General features: G+C 46.2%; 13 protein-coding genes. 3 read left to right on the top strand and 10 right to left on the bottom strand.

What is annotated here, in order from left to right:
- Positions 1-147: 147 nt before the first annotated feature.
- From ilvC to ilvD, 5 genes are all read right to left on the bottom strand, one after another.
- Positions 148-1,191 carry a ketol-acid reductoisomerase gene (gene ilvC / locus EL210_RS04115; protein ID WP_018920250.1) on the bottom strand — a complete coding sequence of 348 codons (1,044 nt, stop codon included), beginning with the start codon at positions 1,189-1,191 and terminating at the stop codon, positions 148-150.
- A gap of 103 nt (positions 1,192-1,294) precedes the next feature.
- Positions 1,295-2,062, bottom strand: a complete 768-nt coding sequence (locus EL210_RS04120; protein WP_018920249.1) for an acyl-[acyl-carrier-protein] thioesterase — start codon at positions 2,060-2,062, stop codon at positions 1,295-1,297.
- Positions 2,046-2,603, bottom strand: a complete 558-nt coding sequence (ilvN, locus tag EL210_RS04125) for an acetolactate synthase small subunit (protein WP_004378273.1) — start codon at positions 2,601-2,603, stop codon at positions 2,046-2,048. The genes EL210_RS04120 and ilvN overlap by 17 nt, the downstream gene beginning before the upstream one ends.
- 20 nt (positions 2,604-2,623) lie before the next feature.
- A complete protein-coding gene (gene ilvB / locus EL210_RS04130; RefSeq protein WP_018920248.1) occupies positions 2,624-4,339 on the bottom strand; it encodes a biosynthetic-type acetolactate synthase large subunit in 1,716 nt (571 codons plus the stop codon).
- A 36-nt stretch (positions 4,340-4,375) separates the two neighbouring features.
- On the bottom strand, positions 4,376-6,178 hold the full coding sequence (gene ilvD / locus EL210_RS04135) for a dihydroxy-acid dehydratase (RefSeq protein ID WP_025879535.1): 1,803 nt from the start codon (positions 6,176-6,178) through the stop codon (positions 4,376-4,378).
- 1,120 nt (positions 6,179-7,298) lie between these two features.
- Between ilvD and EL210_RS04140 the strand changes: the two genes are divergently transcribed.
- Positions 7,299-7,808, top strand: coding sequence for an OmpH/Skp family outer membrane protein (locus EL210_RS04140; protein WP_018920245.1), 510 nt, complete (start codon positions 7,299-7,301; stop codon positions 7,806-7,808).
- 3 nt (positions 7,809-7,811) lie between these two features.
- Positions 7,812-8,648, top strand: a complete 837-nt coding sequence (gene murI / locus EL210_RS04145; RefSeq protein ID WP_004378269.1) for a glutamate racemase — start codon at positions 7,812-7,814, stop codon at positions 8,646-8,648.
- Positions 8,649-8,894: 246 nt separating this feature from the next.
- Here the strand turns inward: murI and EL210_RS04150 are convergent, their stop codons facing one another.
- The 3 genes from EL210_RS04150 to upp all read right to left on the bottom strand — a co-directional run bounded on the left by EL210_RS04150 (position 8,895) and on the right by upp (position 12,055).
- The gene (locus EL210_RS04150; RefSeq protein WP_018920244.1) at positions 8,895-10,139 is read right to left on the bottom strand and encodes an FtsX-like permease family protein; all 1,245 of its coding nucleotides are present in this window, start codon (positions 10,137-10,139) and stop codon (positions 8,895-8,897) included.
- 39 nt (positions 10,140-10,178) lie between these two features.
- Positions 10,179-10,514: a 30S ribosome-binding factor RbfA gene (rbfA, locus tag EL210_RS04155; RefSeq protein ID WP_018920243.1), complete on the bottom strand. Its 336-nt coding sequence runs from the start codon at positions 10,512-10,514 to the stop codon at positions 10,179-10,181.
- 881 nt (positions 10,515-11,395) lie between these two features.
- Positions 11,396-12,055, bottom strand: a complete 660-nt coding sequence (gene upp / locus EL210_RS04165; protein WP_004375342.1) for a uracil phosphoribosyltransferase — start codon at positions 12,053-12,055, stop codon at positions 11,396-11,398.
- A 242-nt stretch (positions 12,056-12,297) separates the two neighbouring features.
- Here upp and pckA point away from each other — a divergent pair, with 242 nt between their 5' ends.
- The gene (gene pckA / locus EL210_RS04170) at positions 12,298-13,911 is read left to right on the top strand and encodes a phosphoenolpyruvate carboxykinase (ATP) (protein ID WP_004375341.1); all 1,614 of its coding nucleotides are present in this window, start codon (positions 12,298-12,300) and stop codon (positions 13,909-13,911) included.
- 287 nt (positions 13,912-14,198) lie between these two features.
- On the opposite strand, the gene EL210_RS04175 is transcribed toward pckA, so the two are convergent.
- Both EL210_RS04175 and EL210_RS04180 read right to left on the bottom strand, forming a co-directional pair.
- A complete protein-coding gene (locus EL210_RS04175) occupies positions 14,199-15,539 on the bottom strand; it encodes a hypothetical protein (protein ID WP_018920240.1) in 1,341 nt (446 codons plus the stop codon).
- A gap of 44 nt (positions 15,540-15,583) precedes the next feature.
- Positions 15,584-17,293 (bottom strand): glycerophosphodiester phosphodiesterase family protein, encoded by a 1,710-nt coding sequence (locus EL210_RS04180; protein WP_018920239.1) that lies wholly within the window; start codon positions 17,291-17,293, stop codon positions 15,584-15,586.
- Positions 17,294-17,325: the final 32 nt, after the last annotated feature.

Here is a 17,325-nt window from a genome sequence, read left to right on the forward strand (position 1 = left end):
AATAACGACTCCCCTCCCTTGGGGAGGGGTTGGGGGTAGGTCTTTATTAACCGACTTATCCCTTGGGGAAAGGTCGGCGGTAGGTAACAAAAAGGGGCAATTCCCTCACGGAAACCACCCCCTTACAACATTATGTACGAGAAAAAATTAATTATTTTCAGGACGCAGTTTGCGTACAGTTACGCCTGCTCTCCATATTTCTTTATTGCGCATCTCTTCGAGTTCGGCATTCAGTTTCTCCCGATAATCGGACTGAGAGTTGCGATCTATTGAGATTTGGGCTTCGTTTCCAGTCTTCACACTGAGGTATAACCACTCCATAACTGGCTTGATAGCCTCTCTGAAACGAGGCGCCCAATCGAGTGCTCCGCGTTGAGCTGTGGTTGAACAATTGGCATACATCCAGTCCATTCCCTTCTCTCCGAAGAGTGGCATGAGGCTTTGCGTCATCTCTTCTACCGTTTCATTGAAGGCTTCTGAAGGTGAATGTCCATGCTCACGGAGCACTTCATACTGTGCTTCGAACAGTCCTTCCATGGCTCCCATGAGTGAACCGCGCTCACCTGTAAGGTCAGAAGTGGCCTCACGTTGAAACGTTGTCTTGAACAGATAGCCTGCACCGATGCCGATACCAATGGCGAGTGCTTTCTCTTCTGCATGCCCCGAAGCGTCCTGATGAACGGCATACGAGCAGTTGATGCCACGGCCTTCGCGGAACAATGTACGCAGGGATGTGCCCGAACCCTTAGGGGCAACCATGACAACATCAATGTCTTGAGGCGGTACTACGCCCGTGCGATCTTGCCAGTTGATAGCAAATCCGTGTGAATAATAAAGCGTCTTCCCTTTTGTCAGATAGCCCTTGATCTTCGGCCAAACGGCAATTTGCCCGGCATCTGAAAGTAACATGCAGATGAAAGTGCCTTTCTGAATGGCTTCTTCGATAGAAAACAGTGTCTTTCCAGGCTCCCATCCGTCGGCTTTCGCCTTTTCGTAAGTCTTTCCTTCGCGCTGACCTACGATGACATTAAAGCCATTGTCGCGCAGATTGCAAGCCTGTCCAGGCCCTTGAATGCCATAACCAATGACGGCAATTGTTTCGTTTTTCAATACTTCACGAGCTTTCTCAACGGAAAATTCCTTGTTAGTGACAACGGTTTCTATAACGCCACCGAAATTCATTTCTGCCATAATATCTTTTTATATGCGTCCCATGAGTGGGAAACGCGGTTTATATGAATATGTTTTATGCCTGCAAAGGTAACATATTAGAACGAAATTGCAAAATATAATTTCATTCTTTAATGAATTTAACTTTGCTTCTTACAACTTCTGTTTCTTCGGCAGTTGCATTGCTTCTCTTGGTTATCCGCACGCAGAACTCACCTTCGCCGGTCTCTTCCTGATAGAGATTCAGCGTGTCTCCGCAATGGCTTTCAGCCACATAAGCTATCTCGAAACGTTTCAAGAAGTGGTGTCTGTACCATTCAAGTGGCCACAGATTGAGCACGTGTTCAATATATTTCACGCTGTTGATGTGCCCATTCATGTCGACATCGCTATAGTGGGTGGCTATGGACTGCACAAGACTTGCGGTCTCGGTCATCTTCACTCTTGAGCTCTTTTCGATAGGACAGGGCGTCTCGGTATCAACATATTGGGTGATAAGTCCATTGCGAATATTGAGTATATCAACGGGTTGTCGGGTGTCGGTATCTATCATTGCCCAGATGCTTCTGCCGTATCCTATGGTCTTACTGCCTTTGGAAATGCGGAAATTTCGACTGGTGAAATAGCGCATGACGGCATCAACCCAAGTGTCAACTGTAAAGCGATCGTAGGCCTCGGGCATTTCGTTCATCTCTATGGCCAAGCGAGAGAGCACCCAGGTTCTGTGGATTGGGTTCAGAAAAGTCATGCCGTAACCGCGGTCATTGGAGTGAAAATCGGCGGCATTCAGCAGATGATTGCCTAAATGTCCCATGAAAAGATGGTGCGAGAAGTCGCAATGGAAAGGCTCGGCCAATAGTTCATAACTGCCGATTTTACTCAGTTTCTCCATGATTTAATTCTTCTTGACGATTTAAAAACACTGAAACAGGCTCATCGAAACTGCGGGTTACGGCAATACGTCCACTGCGTGTGTATTGCAGAATGCAGCCAAAGGCATCGAGTTGATTGTAGAGACTGATGATATCTTCTGTCAAACCGTTCAGCAAAACCGTAGTGTAAGTGGGGTTAACCTCCAACATCCGTGCGTCATGTTTACGGATAGTACGCGACACCTCGGGGTTCTTCATGAGCACAGGTGTGGCAATTTTATAGATAGCTACCTCGTGAATGAACAGTTGTTCATCAGTGTAGAAGTCGGCTTTCACGACATCTATCTTCTTTTCTATGGCCTTCGTAATCTTTATAATCTGCTCTTCGTCGCTCCAGGCCGTTATCGTATATTTGTGAATATTGGGCAGATTGCTGGCCGAAGCATTGATACTTTCAACGTTTACTTGCCTCCGTGTGAACACCGCGGATATCTGACTGAGCATTCCTGTGACGTTTTCCGAATAGACAAGCAGTGTATATAGTTTCTTTTCCTGTTGCATCTTGTTTTGCTTTATGAGGATTAATAGTGCAGTTCGAGCAGCATTTCGTTGACACTCTTGCCCGGTAATGTCATGGGAACAATGTCTTCATCGGGCTTAATCGCACATTCAAGTAGGTAAGGCCCTGGCGTAGAAAGCATCTTTTCTACCTTCATTTTGAGATCTTTCCTGTCGGTAACGACATCATAGGGAATGCCATATCCGCGTGCTATGTCAGCATAATTAGGGTTCAGCATGTCTGTAAATGAATGGCGATGTCCGAACATCAAGTCCTGCCATTGACGCACATTGCCTAAGAAAGTGTTATTCAAAAGAATCATTTTCACGGGAACTTGATGCTCCATAATCGTGCCGAACTCCTGTATACTCATTTGAATGCCACCGTCACCCATAAAGCAACACACCGTGCGGTGGGGCACTCCGAAGCATGCTCCGACAGCCGCAGGAAGACCAAAACCCATGGTTCCGAAGCCACCGCTCGTCACAATGGAGCGCTTCTGCTTAAAAGTGAAGTAGCGACTTGATATCATTTGGTTCTGTCCTACATCGTTTACGAGCACTGCTTCGCCTCGAGTTGCCTCGGAAACCACATGCGTAACCTCGCCCATGAGCAGTGGACCATCGGTTGGATGAATGTCTTTCTCGATGACACGCAGGCGTTCTTGCTCGGCATAATCCTTGAAAGAGGCTATCCATTCCTTGTGTTCTGCGGGCTGTAACAGCTTCGTAATGGCTGGAAGACTCTGCTTACAATCGCCTAAAACGGCCACATCGGTCTTGATGTTCTTGTCGAATTCCGATGCATCTATATCCAAATGAATCACTTTTGCCTGTTTAGCGTAGGTCTCGGGAGTGCCGGTTACGCGGTCACTGAAACGCATTCCAATGGCAATAAGCACGTCACATTCCTGCGTTTTCATATTCGTTGCATAGCTTCCATGCATACCCAACATACCCATATTCAAGGGATGATGTGAGGCAAGAGCCGACAAACCGAGCAGCGTTCTGCCTGCAGGAATATCGGCTTTCTCAAGGAATGCCAGCAGTTCCTCATGCGCATTGCCGAGTTCTACGCCTTGACCTACGAGCGCAAATGGGCGCTTTGCCCCATTAATAAGCTGTGCAGCGGCTTCAATTGCCTGTGTATCAAGCGTGGGGTAAGGGTCATAAGAGCGGACATTCGTGGTCTTTGCGGGCTTCCACTCGCAGGTATCTATCTGCGTGTTCTTGGGAAGATCGAGCACAACAGGGCCCGGACGACCCGACTTCGCAATATAGAAAGCACGGCTTACTGCCCATGCAATGTCTTCCGGTCTGCGTATCTGATAGGCCCATTTACAAATAGGTTGGGCCACACCTACTAAGTCTACTTCCTGAAAAGCATCAGAACCGAGGGCACCAATACCCACTTGTCCTGCAATGACTACAATCGGGGTAGAGTCCATCATGGCATCGGCCACACCGGTTAATGTATTGGTCGCGCCCGGTCCGCTCGTCACTAAGCAGACTCCAACGCGTCCACTCACACGCGCAAATCCCTCAGCTGCGTGTGCAGCTGCTTGCTCATGACGCACTAAGATGTGGTTAAATGTCTTGTTTTCTCCTCTCGTATAGCCGTAGAGTGCATCAAACACCGGCATAATTGCACCGCCGGGATAGCCGAAGATGGTTTTAACGCCCTCGTCACGCAGTGCACGCATCAGTGCTTCTGAACCCGTAATAACTTCTTTAGTCATGCTGTTGTCTATATATAATAAGGTGGATGATGTGGTTTACTCTATCAGACGAACGCCTCCCTTGTCAGCCGAAGTGACGCTTTGTGCATAGGCTCGCAACGCTTTGCTCACCACTCTGTGGCGTTTCAACGGCTGTTGCGGGCGCGCATCAAGTTCTTCATCCGTGAGTTTTACATTGATACTGCGGTTTGGAATGTCTATTTCGATGATGTCACCATCCTTAATCTTTCCGATATTTCCACCTGCTGCAGCTTCCGGAGAGATATGTCCGATGCTCAATCCCGACGTGCCTCCCGAGAAGCGTCCGTCAGTAATCAAGGCGCATTCCTTGCCCATATGCATGCTCTTGATATAAGAAGTAGGATATAACATCTCCTGCATTCCGGGGCCACCTTTAGGCCCTTCATGCGTGATGACTACGCAATCGCCTTTCTTCACCTTGCCACTGAGAATGCCATTGCAGGCATCTTCCTGACTGTCGAACACCACCGCAGGCCCTGAAAAAGTCCACAATGCAGGGTCAACTCCGGCAGTTTTCACCACACATCCATGCTTGGCGATGTTCCCGAAGAGCACACCGAGCCCGCCATCCTTGGTATATGCGTGGTCAAGGTCGCGGATACAACCTGCCGTTCTGTCGGTATCAAGACTTTCCCAACGCGCATCCTGACTTCCCATTTCGGTGGAAAAGCGACGTCCCGGAGCACTGTGATAGATGCGGTCTGCCTCTGCATCTATCGTGTTCTGCGTGATATCATATTTCTTCATGGCCTCATCGAGCGTCATTCCATCTACGCGAAGCACACTGCCTTGAATGAGTTTGCCTTTGCGAAGCTCGTTCATGATGCCGAGAATACCGCCTGCCCGATTGCATTCCTGCACGCTGTAACGCTGCGTGTTGGGGGCAAGCATGCAGAGACAGGGCACATGTCGGCTCAGTTTGTCAATGTCGTTCATGCTGAACTCCACTTCTCCTTCCTGGGCTATAGCCAACAGATGCAGCACCGTATTCGTGCTTCCGCCCATGGCAATGTCTAAAGTCATGGCATTGAGAAAGGCATCACGCGTGGCAATGCTACGTGGCAAAACACGCTCATCGCCCGCTTCATAGTAGGCCAAAGCATTCTTCACAATCAGCTTTGCAGCATCTTTGAAGAGCTGAATGCGGTTCTTATGCGTGGCAAGAACGGTTCCATTGCCCGGCAAAGCCAATCCAATGGCCTCGGTAAGCGAGTTCATTGAGTTGGCAGTAAACATGCCCGAGCAGCTGCCGCAACCCGGACAAGCACAGTTTTCAAGTGCAGTCATCTCCTCATCTGTAACAGATGGGTCGGCACCTTTAATCATTGCAGTCACCAAGTCGGCATTCTCACCGCGCCATCTGCCTGCTTCCATGGGGCCACCCGAACAGAAAACCGTTGGAATATTCAGTCGCATAGCCGCCATAAGCATGCCCGGCGTCACCTTGTCGCAGTTGGAAATACAGATCATTGCATCCGCCTTGTGTGCATTGACCATGTATTCCACGGAGTCGGCAATAATGTCCCGCGAAGGCAGTGAATAGAGCATACCGTCGTGTCCCATGGCAATTCCGTCGTCAACAGCAATCGTATTGAACTCCGCTGCATAGCAACCAAGTCGTTCTATCTCGTGTTTTACAATCTGACCAATGTCATGTAAGTGCGTATGTCCAGGCACAAACTGCGTGAAACTGTTTACAATGGCGATGATAGGCTTGCCCATTTGCTCGTGTTTCATACCGGCTGCCACCCAAAGGGCCCTGGCACCGGCCATTCTCCTGCCTTCAGTACAGACGGCACTCCTTAACTTATGCTTCATCGTTTTCTTCTCTTTATTCCTTTTGCTCGCTTTACATGAAACGCTTTTCGAAAGGTTCCACGACTTCATACCATGCAAAAAACGGGCAAACAGAGGCCTCAAAAGCAACCAAGATTTGCCGAATGCATGTATATTTTGTGCAAAGATAGTGAGAAAAAGCGTAATACACAATGAATTGTTTCATAAACTTTTCATAATCGAAAGCATCTGTAAGGAAAACCGTTAAAATAATATCAGATTATCACATGACTTACTTCATGGTTTACAGAATTCTTTCTTTTCTGTGGTTTTGTGTTGACACAGCTCATAAGAACATACACGACACCCTGTATATTTCATCTTTCTAATGGACTGTTATTGTCAACTTTCTTTCCCGTTTTTAACATTTCAAAGCTCAACCAAATAGAAATAAAAACGCGTTTTTTGCGTGAGTGTGAAGCCTTTTTATGGCTTTGATGTCTCCATTTTAATCATTTTACATTGTCATCTGACGCTAATCACGTTGCTATTTGCATCAAGTTGCAGTGTAAAATGAAGCAAGTTGCGAGCTGATTTGATGCAAATCGCATGGTTTTTCAGCGTGATTTCGCCTCGCATTTTGCCTTGACTTTCGTAACTTCATGAATGCCAACACATTGTGAACTGCTCCAAAACAGCACGTATTTGAAGTGAGGATGACCCGCGTTTTGAACACATAGAATTTATAAAGAAGATTGTCTGTATTTTTCAAAAATAATGAATTATGCTTCATGATTTGCAAGTAGATGAAGAAAACAGCATGCAAATTGTTAATGATATCTTGGGGAAAGCCGAAGGAAATCGCAGGTGTGGAGTGCTGTAAAGTCTCCGAAAGCCTGATGATACAGCAGATGTATCAAGTCTGGTACCATACAGAAGCACCGCCTTCCGCACCTTTTGCAAAGACAATTCCATTCTAAAAACTTTGAAATCTCAATAAAAGATTGTATCTTCGCAACAAATTATACGAAGGATGCCGACATGTTTCCTGTTGCAATTCTGTGAATATCAGGAGCTGAAACAGGGCTGAAAACATCATTTCGTGCTGTAAATCAATAAGCAAATCTACGGATTTCACAAAACAATATAAATCAAGAAAAAGATGAAAAAGCTATTTCTCGCATTCGCTTTCATGGCAATGACGCTCACTGCCAGCGCACAGACACCATTAAAATATGGTTATTTCAGTTTTTCAGAAGCATTGAAAGCTATGCCCGCATACGCCATTGCAGAGCGCGACATGGCCTCGCTGCGTGCAAAATATGAAGAAGAAGGTAAGCGCGTTGAAGACGAGTTCAATAAGAAATACGAGCAGTTTCTCGATGGACAGCGTGACTTTGCGCCCTCTATTCTGCAAAAACGGCAGGCCGAACTGCAAGAGATGATGGAGAAGAACGTAGCTTTCAAGAATGAATCGAAACGCTTGCTTGCCCAGGCAGATGCCGAAAGTAAGGCTGCTTTGAAAGTGCGCCTGCGTGCAATTGTAGCCCGTATCGGTGCAGACCGTGGCTATGCTTTCATCCTCAACACAGACAATGATGCCGTTCCCTACGTGAATAATGCCGTCGGTGAAGACATCAATGCGCTGGTGAAAGACGCCGTAAAGAAATAAAAGATGCCTATGTTCCCAGAGAAACCAGGCCCTATCGGTGTGTTCGATTCGGGCTATGGAGGCCTCACTATCCTTCATGGTATCCGTCAACTGCTGCCACAATACGATTATATCTACCTTGGCGACAATGCCCGTGCACCTTATGGTACGCGCTCGTTCGATGTGGTCTATCAGTTCACGCGGCAGGCCGTGATGAAGCTTTTCGAATTAGGTTGTCACCTTGTTATCCTTGGTTGCAACACTGCTTCGGCCAAAGCATTGCGCAGTATTCAGCGGAACGACCTGCCCAACCTTGATCCATCGCGCCGCGTGCTGGGTGTAATCCGCCCCACGGCAGAGATTATCGGCACACTGACAAAGAACAACCACGTGGGGCTTCTGGCTACCGAGGGAACCGTGAAAAGCCATAGTTATGACCTTGAAATCAAGAAGTTATGGCCCGAAATCAAGGTCACGGGCGTGGCTTGTCCGTTCTGGGTACCCTTGGTTGAATACAATGAAGCCGACAGTCCGGGCGCCGATTACTTCGTGAAGAAACGTATTGATGAACTCATGTTGCACGACCCTGATATTGATACCATAATCCTTGGCTGCACACACTACCCTATTCTGATGCCGAAAATCGTGAAATATGTGCGTCCGGGTGTGCGTATCGTCCCGCAAGGTGAATACGTAGCAGGAAGTCTGCAGGACTATCTCCGCCGGCATACTGACATGGAACATCAACTCACTCAAGGCGGTTCATGCCGATACCTGACGACCGAGAACCCCGAACGCTTTAAGGAATCGGCTCAGATTTTCCTGCATGAAAAGGTGGAAGTGGAGCATGTGGAGTTGTGAGAAAGCCTCACCCCCGGCCCCTCTCCAAAGAGAGGGGAGCACTCATGGAGTACGCTTAAGAAATTAAAGAAGAGTAAAAACGGTATCACTAATGTGGCAAGGAGCTGCGACATATAATTTCTTTTTCATAAAAATGGAGTAAAATATGATATGCATGACGTGGCAAGAGGTTATAACACATAAATTCCATTTCATAGAAATAGAGTAAAATGCAATATACATAGTCTTTTAAGAAGACTCTGTCTACTACTCCCCTCTCCTTGGAGAGGGGTTGGGGGTGAGGCTTCTCTTCACCGGATACCACACTGCTACCCAGCCCACAACAATCACTGTGAGGAAAATCAGCGCCACATCATCATAATGAACGCTGACAGGGTAGGCGTTAATAACAAAGCTTCCACTGCTACTGCCGAGCGATACAAGCCCATATTGCTGTTGCAACCAACAGAGCAGCAACCCTAATCCAATACCAATAATTGCCCCGAAAGCCGAAATCAAACGGCCTTCGAATAAGAAAATCTGTGAAATCTGACGGTCATTGGCACCGAGATTACGCAGTGTAACCACGTCTTCTTTCTTGTCGATAATCAACATCGAGAGTGAACCGATGATATTGAAGCACGCCACAATAAGAATGAATGTAAGGAAGATATAGGCGATATATTTCTCAATCTGCATGATCTTGAAGGTGTCGGCCTGCTGCTCAAAACGGTCCATCACCTTATATTTTGTACCTCCAATCTCCTGCATTTCCTTCTTCACGGCATCAAGGTCGCTGCCATCTTTGAGTCTGAACCCAAGCGAGGAAAGACGTCCTTGCTGCCCGAAGAGATTGCGGGCAAAGGCTATCGGTGCAATGATATAGTTCTTGTCATACTTGCTTTGATTGACCGAGAACACCACACCAGGCGATAACAGCGAGTCAACAACAAAGGCTTCGCTTGGATTAGTGGCGTCAAACTGCCCTTCTTTCTGTGGAGCATAGATGCGAAGATAGTCTCCAAAGCGTGCACCTGTGCCCAAAGCAGCAGCCAATCTGATGCCCATGATGCCGTATTGCAGGTTGCCTGCGTGCAGACTATACGTGCCGTCGCCAAACAAGATGTCTTTAATGTGGGTCAACTGATCGAAGTTATCGTCGACACCTTTAACGATAACCATCGCCTGATGGTCTTGATAGATAGCCAAAGCCTGGTCTTCCACACTCTCTGTTGCCACATCAACCTCGGGCAAAGCCTTCATCTTCGCTAATAAAGGGTCGTCACTCGGGGCGGTTTTACCCTGCGTAGGCACCACTTCGAGCTGTGGATCGAAGTTTGTGAAGAACGTAGCAACGAGGTCGTGAAAGCCATTGAAGACGCTAAGCACTATCACGAGTGCCATTGTAGCCACGGCAACTCCAATCACCGAGATAACAGATATCACGTTGATAGCATTCGTACTCTTCTTCGAAAAGAGATAGCGTCTGGCAACATATAAAGGGAAATTCATAAAAGAAAAACTCGCTTAACCGCCTCTTATACCCTTAGTTTACTTTCTCAGCAATTCATCTATCCTCTCAATATAATCCAAACTGTCGTCTATGAAGAAGCGAAGTTCAGGAATGATGCGCAGTTGATTGTGGACACGGCGCCCCAGTTCATAGCGTATCGTCTTCATGTTGGCCGTGACATTCCTGACGATTTCTTCGCCCTTCTCACTTGGAAAGACACTTAGGTAAGCCGTACAGATGCTCAAATCGGGACTGATTTTCACACGCGTAACACTCACCATAACGCCATGCATCATACGAGTTTGCTCCTGAAAGATTATTGCCAATTCTTTCTGAAGGAGTCTTGATATACGATTTTGTCTTGTTTCTTGCATAATATCATGTATTTTTTCCTGTTATATGGAAATTGTTGACAGGCCGCTACGACAGTTTGATTTCATACTGACAAAGGCCGTTATATCTTCTGCAAAGATAATTATTTTTCTGTTCACTCCATGTTTATCCCTCAAGTTTTTGCATGTAACGCATGAAATAGAAACTATAAGAACAAAGATTAAAGAGGATTTTAAGGTGAGGAAAAACAATCATGTTGCATTGCTTTTTTGTAAACTTTCATACACATAAAAACAGCCTTTGAAAAATCACCAAATAGAAAATCAAAAGCAAGAAAATGGAGTAAAAAAGAGGATTTCATTGACAATGCGAGCCCATATTCAGCAGATTGCACTGCAATTTGCGTCATTTCACATGCTCAGATGCATCATAATACCGTGCGACATGACGCAAAATAGGCCGTAAAATGCGTCAAAATACAGCGTTTTTCTATGTTGGAATTACAGACGATTACATTCAAATTGTCTTATCTCTTTGATTATCAGAGATATCCTTAAAGGGCTCAAAACTCGGCTATTTGCGTCCTGCTGTTTTTTATTTTCCAGCAAGGCCACTCTTGAAAGGGTATTTGTAATAAAAATAGATGCTTTTAGTCAGTGAGAAACCATAATATTTACATCCTTTGATTCCTACGCCTTTGCGTGCCATTTTCATGGGAAAAACAAAGGCTCGAGCATTGTGTGTTCTCTGTAGAAAAGGATAATAAACAGCTTCTCGAAATAAAACTGAACAGAAAAACACAATGCTGAAGGGTGGATTGCAATATATGATGCAGTTCGATTTGAACCTTATTCTATACCTTTTCCCCAGAAATCATCTTCGGGAAAAATTGTATAGAGGCTGCAAGGATTTGTGGGTAGCCTTACAGTTTCTCTCCATAGCACAAGTCGCCAGCGTCACCAAATCCGGGAACGATGTATTTGTGTTCGTTCATTCCAGGGTCTACGGCTGCACACCAAATCGTGGTCTTATCCTCGGGGAAGGTTTTCTTGATATGGTCAATGCCTTCAGGAGAGGCGATGACACAGCATACATGGATTTGCTTCGGCGTGCCTTTGGTGAGGAAAGCCTTATAGCCTAATTCCATACTTCCACCCGTGGCAAGCATCGGATCGGCAATGATGAGCGTCTTTCCATCGATATTCGGTGTGGCAAGGTATTCGACATGAATGCCAACCTCATGGTGCTCGGCATCCTTATATTCGCGATAAGCGCTCACGAAAGCATTGCCGGCATGGTCGAAAATGTTGAGGAAACCATTGTGAAATGGCAGGCCGGCACGGAAAATTGTGGCAAGAACAATCTTGTCGGTAGGCACGTTAATGCGTGAAACACCTAATGGAGTTGTGACATCCTTGGCTTCATAACTGAGCGTCTTCGATATTTCGAAAGCCTCGAATTCGCCAATACGCATAATGTTGTTTCTGAAGAGAAGACGGTTTTTCTGATAGTCAACATCTCTCATTTCGGCCAGATACTGATTGATGATGCTGTTTTGCTCGGAGAAATTTACAATTTTCATAGATCGTATTAAATGATTTGTGCAAAGTTATGTAATTCTCTCCGCTTTTGCAAAGTGAGTTTTGCAAATGTGTTTTCAGGGCTGCTTTTTTTTATATCTTTAACCTAAAAAGGATACAAAAGCGCTTATTTTTCGAGATTGAATGTTGGCATATATTCTTTTTTTCTTTAACTTTGCGGTGATAAAATTCAAAGATAAAATCATTCACAAACTTAATTTCATAACTTAAATACATTTTAGAAATGGCAAAGTTTGACAAGTCTGTACTTGAAAAGTACGGTATCACAGGTACTACAGAAGTACTTTACAATCCTTCTTATGAAGTGTTGTTCAACGAAGAGACCAAAGAAGGTCTCGAAGGTTTTGAGGTAGGTCAGGAAACAGAGCTTGGCGCAATCAACGTTAAGACAGGTATCTACACAGGTCGTTCTCCTAAGGACAAGTTCATCGTTGATGATGAGACTTCTCACGATACAGTATGGTGGGACTCTGAAGAATACCACAACGACAACCATCGTGCAACTAAAGAAGCATGGGCTGCTGTTAAGGAAATCGCAAAGAAAGAACTTTCTAACAAGCGCTTGTTCGTGGTTGATGGTTTCTGCGGTACACACAAAGACACCCGCATGAAAATCCGTTTCATCGTTGAGGTTGCATGGCAGGCTCACTTCGTTACGAACATGTTTATCCGTCCGAAGAATGAGGCTGACTTCGATCAGGAGCCTGACTTCATCGTTTACAATGCTTCCAAGGCAAAGGTTGAGAACTACAAGGAACTCGGTCTGCACTCTGAGACAGCTGTTGTCTTCAATGTAACTTCAAAGGAACAGGTAATCATCAACACCTGGTATGGCGGCGAAATGAAGAAGGGTATGTTCTCTATGATGAACTACTTCTTGCCATTGAAGGGCATGGCTTCTATGCACTGCTCTGCCAACACCGACATGAACGGTGAGAACACCGCAATCTTCTTCGGTCTCTCCGGTACCGGTAAGACTACGCTTTCAACTGATCCTAAGCGTAAACTCATCGGTGACGACGAGCACGGATGGGATGACAAGGGTGTCTTCAACTTTGAAGGTGGCTGCTATGCAAAGGTTATCAACCTCGACAAGGAGTCAGAACCAGACATCTATGGTGCTATCACCCGCGACGCTCTTCTTGAGAACGTAACCGTTGACAAGAATGGCAAGATAGACTTCTGTGATAAGAGCATCACCGAGAACACTCGTGTTTCTTATCCTATCTACCACATCAAGAACATTCAGCGTCCTGAGTCTCAAGGCCCAGCTGCTAAGCAGGTTATCTTCCTTTCAGCTGATGCTTTCGGCGTATTGCCTCCAGTATCCATCTTGAACGCAGAGCAGACGAAGTACTACTTCCTCTCTGGTTTCACAGCAAAGTTGGCTGGTACAGAGCGTGGTATCACAGAACCTACACCGACATTCTCTGCTTGTTTCGGTCAGGCTTTCCTCGAACTGCATCCAACAAAGTATGCTGAGGAACTGGTGAAGAAGATGGAGAAGAGTGGTGCTAAGGCTTACTTGGTTAATACCGGCTGGAATGGTACGGGCAAACGTATCTCTATCCGCGACACACGTGGTATCATTGATGCCATCTTGAACCACTCAATTGACAACGCTCCTACAAAGACTATTCCTTATTTCAACTTTGTAGTTCCAACGAAGTTGGAGGGTGTAGCAACTGAGATCCTTGATCCTCGCGACACTTACAAGAATGCTTCTGAGTGGGAAGAGAAAGCTAAGGATTTGGCTGCCCGCTTCATCAAGAACTTCAAGAAGTATGAGAGCAATGAGGCTGGTAAGGCACTCGTTGCTGCAGGTCCACAGCTGTAAGATTAAAGTTGAAAGCCTCTTTTGCTCTTCCATAAAAGAAGAAGCAAGAAAGCTGACTATATTTGACCTTGCAATGGTTCATCCATTGCAAGGTCTTTTTCGTATCAAGGGGGATCTCTTTCCTACCTAACCCAATAGAAGGTGATTGGAAATCATTGAATAAAAAAAGTGCCAGACAAGGTTATTGTCTGGCACTATGTATTTTTAGAAAGTAGAGGTTGTGTCCCTACTCCTATTTCATGATGAAGATGAAAGGGAGAATGGGACTGACCTATAAGGATGAAACTTTAGAATACGAACTGCAAACGAGCCTGGACTTCGTGGAAGTTCTTGTCGTGAGGCAGGAAGTCTTTGGTGAGATGATGATAGGTATAGTCGACCATCACCTGTGCAAACTTGTTGAAACTATAGTTCAAGCCAAGGGTATAAGAACGCACTGCGCCACCGCCAACACTGGTAGATTTGTAAGGCCAGTCGGCCATATAGCCGTCCGGATAGTACTGGTTGCGGCCTGCAGAGTAGTATTCTCCCTTCACGATATCGTTCAGACCTGTATAGTTGAAACGGCCGACAATCTCGAGTGAGCGGCCACTCAATCCCCGAAGTACACCCTCGTTCTTGTCGTAGCTGTAAGGATTGCCGAAGACCATATAGCCTGCTTCGATATATCCTCCATGGAAGTTGTTGGCGCGGAGAGGATTGGCTGCAATCCAAGCATCAAGTGTTCCCCAGGTGTCGATGTTGTTGTTGCTCGCATCAAAGAGTGTCTTTGAGTCGCGTTTCTTCGTAACGTGCTTGTACATATACTCACCACGGACGAACATCTTCTGGTTGTGATAGAGTGCTTCCACACCTGCATCAAGTACATTCTCAGCCCAAGGCAGTTCGCAAGAGACAAACTGTTCGTCTTCATCAACAAAAGTTTCCATGGTCTGTCCGAGTTTCAAAGTCTTCTTCAGCACATTGTTTTCAGTGACACCGCCACCCACATGCTGATAGCGAATGTTACCACCTACGGCTAAAGTCTGGTTCTCATCGATGACAGGACGATAGAGATAGCGTCCTGCAAGCACGAGTCCATTGTAGCCTGCGTCAATCTTGTTATATTGGTTTTCGGTAAATACACCCTGATAAGCAAAGAAGTGATCATTGGTATATTTATAGGTGATACCAAGCTCACGGCCTTCACCGAGTGCATTGGCTGCACCGGCACGCGAGATGAAATGATAGCTGCCGAGTGACGTGTTGCGTGCCATTGAACCTGCGGGGTCGTTATAATAGCCACCTTTTATGGCGTGACGCCCACCGTTATTATCGTCCTTTGCATACTGCAGGAAGATGTTTTTCTGGCTGAACTTACCGCCCCCGAAGCCGAAGTCAGCATAGAAATACCAGTTTTGATAGGTCAACGAGGTGCGGATACGTGCGTCGGTGATGGCTGCTCCGCTCTGCATTGGGGTGAAGTCTGTATGATAATAGGCAGCATCGGCCATGAAGCGAGCTCCTACTGTGAAATGAAGGTCTTCGGTCTTATTGTCGATAGTAACGGTCGGTTTAGAGTCGAAGTCCTGTGCGTTTGCTGACAATGCAGTGAAAGCCAGCAAAGGCATCAATATATATTTCTTCATATTCGTTTCTTACTTTGATTGTTTGATGGTATTGTTGTTCCTGTTTAATAGCCTAAAGCATCGAGTACAGCATCGGCATTCGGAACCTTTGAAGGTGCCTGCGAGTTGTCGTAAAGCTGTCCGGGGTGGAAAGGATTGGTGAGTTTCGCATTGCAACGGAAGCCGTTTTCAATCATATAATGGAGTGAAATCTCAGAGCGATTGGTGAAATACCCGTCCATATAGACCGGATGTGTGTCGGGTTCCTTGAATGTTGTATAAGCAGTGGGCTGCACAGTTACATTGAGCAGATCGTCAAATTCTGTTGGGTTCTTTCCCCAGAAGTTTACGTAATAGCCCATGTTGCGCTTCATCTGTGCATCCGAATCAAACGAATAAGGATGGTTGAGCATGCCCGCCTTGCGAATCATATAGGCTTGCCAGGGCTTATTCATTTCGGGATAGTTGTTTGGTGCGCCCGAAATTGCCGGCCCGATGATATGTGCACCATTGTCTTCGGCATACTTGATGAAGTCTGCATAGCCAGTAGGAGTGTCGTAAGCAATATCAGTTGCATAAGGAGGCTTACTTATCCAGAGCAGGAAACACATAGGCACTTTTCCCTTGAACACACCGTAAGCGCGATGCAAGGCATCGAAAGAGAAGGTCTGAAGCACAACCTTTCCATTGGTGTTGCCCACGTTAACCTTACCGCCTACATAGAATTGATTGCCGGCACTCTCAGGTTTAGTGATAATGTTCCAGCCCCACTCATCAAGAATGTTATAAACGCGAATCTCGATATCTTTAGGGTTAAGCCACGACTCCTTGAATTCAGGATAGATGCCAGGACGGTTGCCGTTGTCGGCCGGGTCATTGACATAAGCCGTAGAACCATTCTTGTCACCGAAGCTATATTCAACGAAGTCCATGTATTTGGCAGCCTTACTGCCCACTACACTCGGCTCATCACATTTCACAGCAGCCTTGGCCGCTTTGTATATTTCGCCCAAGGTCATGTTCTGATATTCCGCTTTGACCTTGTACGTAAGTACGCGACGACCATTGGCATCACGTTTGAGTTTCTTACCCATGGCATAGTTAATCTGATCCTGCAAAGCAGAAACATACAGACCATCTGAATACTGGATAGAAGGAACTCCGTTGGCATCGTATACCACTTTGCCGTTATGCTTTGCCGCAAATGAAGCACGTTCCTGTTCAGGTGTAGCGTCATTGAACCACTTACCGGCATCAAGCATCAGCAATTCTGCATAATAATAAGATAAGGTGTAGTTCGAACGGAAGTCCTTCTTGTCGCGCTGATACTGCTCTTCAATATCCTGCTCCGTGAAATGCTGAGTGCCGTCGGCATTGCGGAAGCTGCGATAGAAGTCCTTACGGATAGTCGGAACCTCATCAGAGAACACGTCTTCGATGTTTGTAGTGCGCTTCAAATTCTCATCATGGTTGGCAAGTACCACTCCGTCCTTTGTGGCCTGTAGGTCACTTTCCAAATAGTCTGCGCCCATGTTTCGTGCCCATCGCCACGCAGCTTCGGTCTCTTCTGGAGCCCAATAGGTGGAACCACGGTGTGCCATACAAGCATAAAGAGGCACATAGTCACGAACTTTAGCCATCTCCGGAGAAATCTGCTGCACTGCAATACGCTTTGCATCTGTGTTCTCATTGGTGAACTCCTGCTCATCAGAACAAGAGGACAGGACTGATACGGCTGCTACTCCCAAGAGTCCTAATCTGTAAAGAGTCTTCATCTTTCTTTTGGTTTTAGTTGTTTATTGTTTAT

Source organism: Segatella oris (assembly GCF_900637655.1).
Lineage (GTDB): Bacteria > Bacteroidota > Bacteroidia > Bacteroidales > Bacteroidaceae > Prevotella > Prevotella oris.

What these genes read in the sequence shown, in the direction of transcription:
- ilvC (WP_018920250.1), bottom strand. Translation starts at nt 1,191, where the DNA reads ATGGCAGAAATGAATTTCGGTGGCGTTATAGAAACCGTTGTCACTAAC.
- EL210_RS04120 (WP_018920249.1), bottom strand. Translation starts at nt 2,062, where the DNA reads ATGGAGAAACTGAGTAAAATCGGCAGTTATGAACTATTGGCCGAGCCT.
- ilvN (WP_004378273.1), bottom strand. Translation starts at nt 2,603, where the DNA reads ATGCAACAGGAAAAGAAACTATATACACTGCTTGTCTATTCGGAAAAC.
- ilvB (WP_018920248.1), bottom strand. Translation starts at nt 4,339, where the DNA reads ATGACTAAAGAAGTTATTACGGGTTCAGAAGCACTGATGCGTGCACTG.
- ilvD (WP_025879535.1), bottom strand. Translation starts at nt 6,178, where the DNA reads ATGAAGCATAAGTTAAGGAGTGCCGTCTGTACTGAAGGCAGGAGAATG.
- EL210_RS04140 (WP_018920245.1), top strand. Translation starts at nt 7,299, where the DNA reads ATGAAAAAGCTATTTCTCGCATTCGCTTTCATGGCAATGACGCTCACT.
- murI (WP_004378269.1), top strand. Translation starts at nt 7,812, where the DNA reads ATGCCTATGTTCCCAGAGAAACCAGGCCCTATCGGTGTGTTCGATTCG.
- EL210_RS04150 (WP_018920244.1), bottom strand. Translation starts at nt 10,139, where the DNA reads ATGAATTTCCCTTTATATGTTGCCAGACGCTATCTCTTTTCGAAGAAG.
- rbfA (WP_018920243.1), bottom strand. Translation starts at nt 10,514, where the DNA reads ATGCAAGAAACAAGACAAAATCGTATATCAAGACTCCTTCAGAAAGAA.
- upp (WP_004375342.1), bottom strand. Translation starts at nt 12,055, where the DNA reads ATGAAAATTGTAAATTTCTCCGAGCAAAACAGCATCATCAATCAGTAT.
- pckA (WP_004375341.1), top strand. Translation starts at nt 12,298, where the DNA reads ATGGCAAAGTTTGACAAGTCTGTACTTGAAAAGTACGGTATCACAGGT.
- EL210_RS04175 (WP_018920240.1), bottom strand. Translation starts at nt 15,539, where the DNA reads ATGAAGAAATATATATTGATGCCTTTGCTGGCTTTCACTGCATTGTCA.
- EL210_RS04180 (WP_018920239.1), bottom strand. Translation starts at nt 17,293, where the DNA reads ATGAAGACTCTTTACAGATTAGGACTCTTGGGAGTAGCAGCCGTATCA.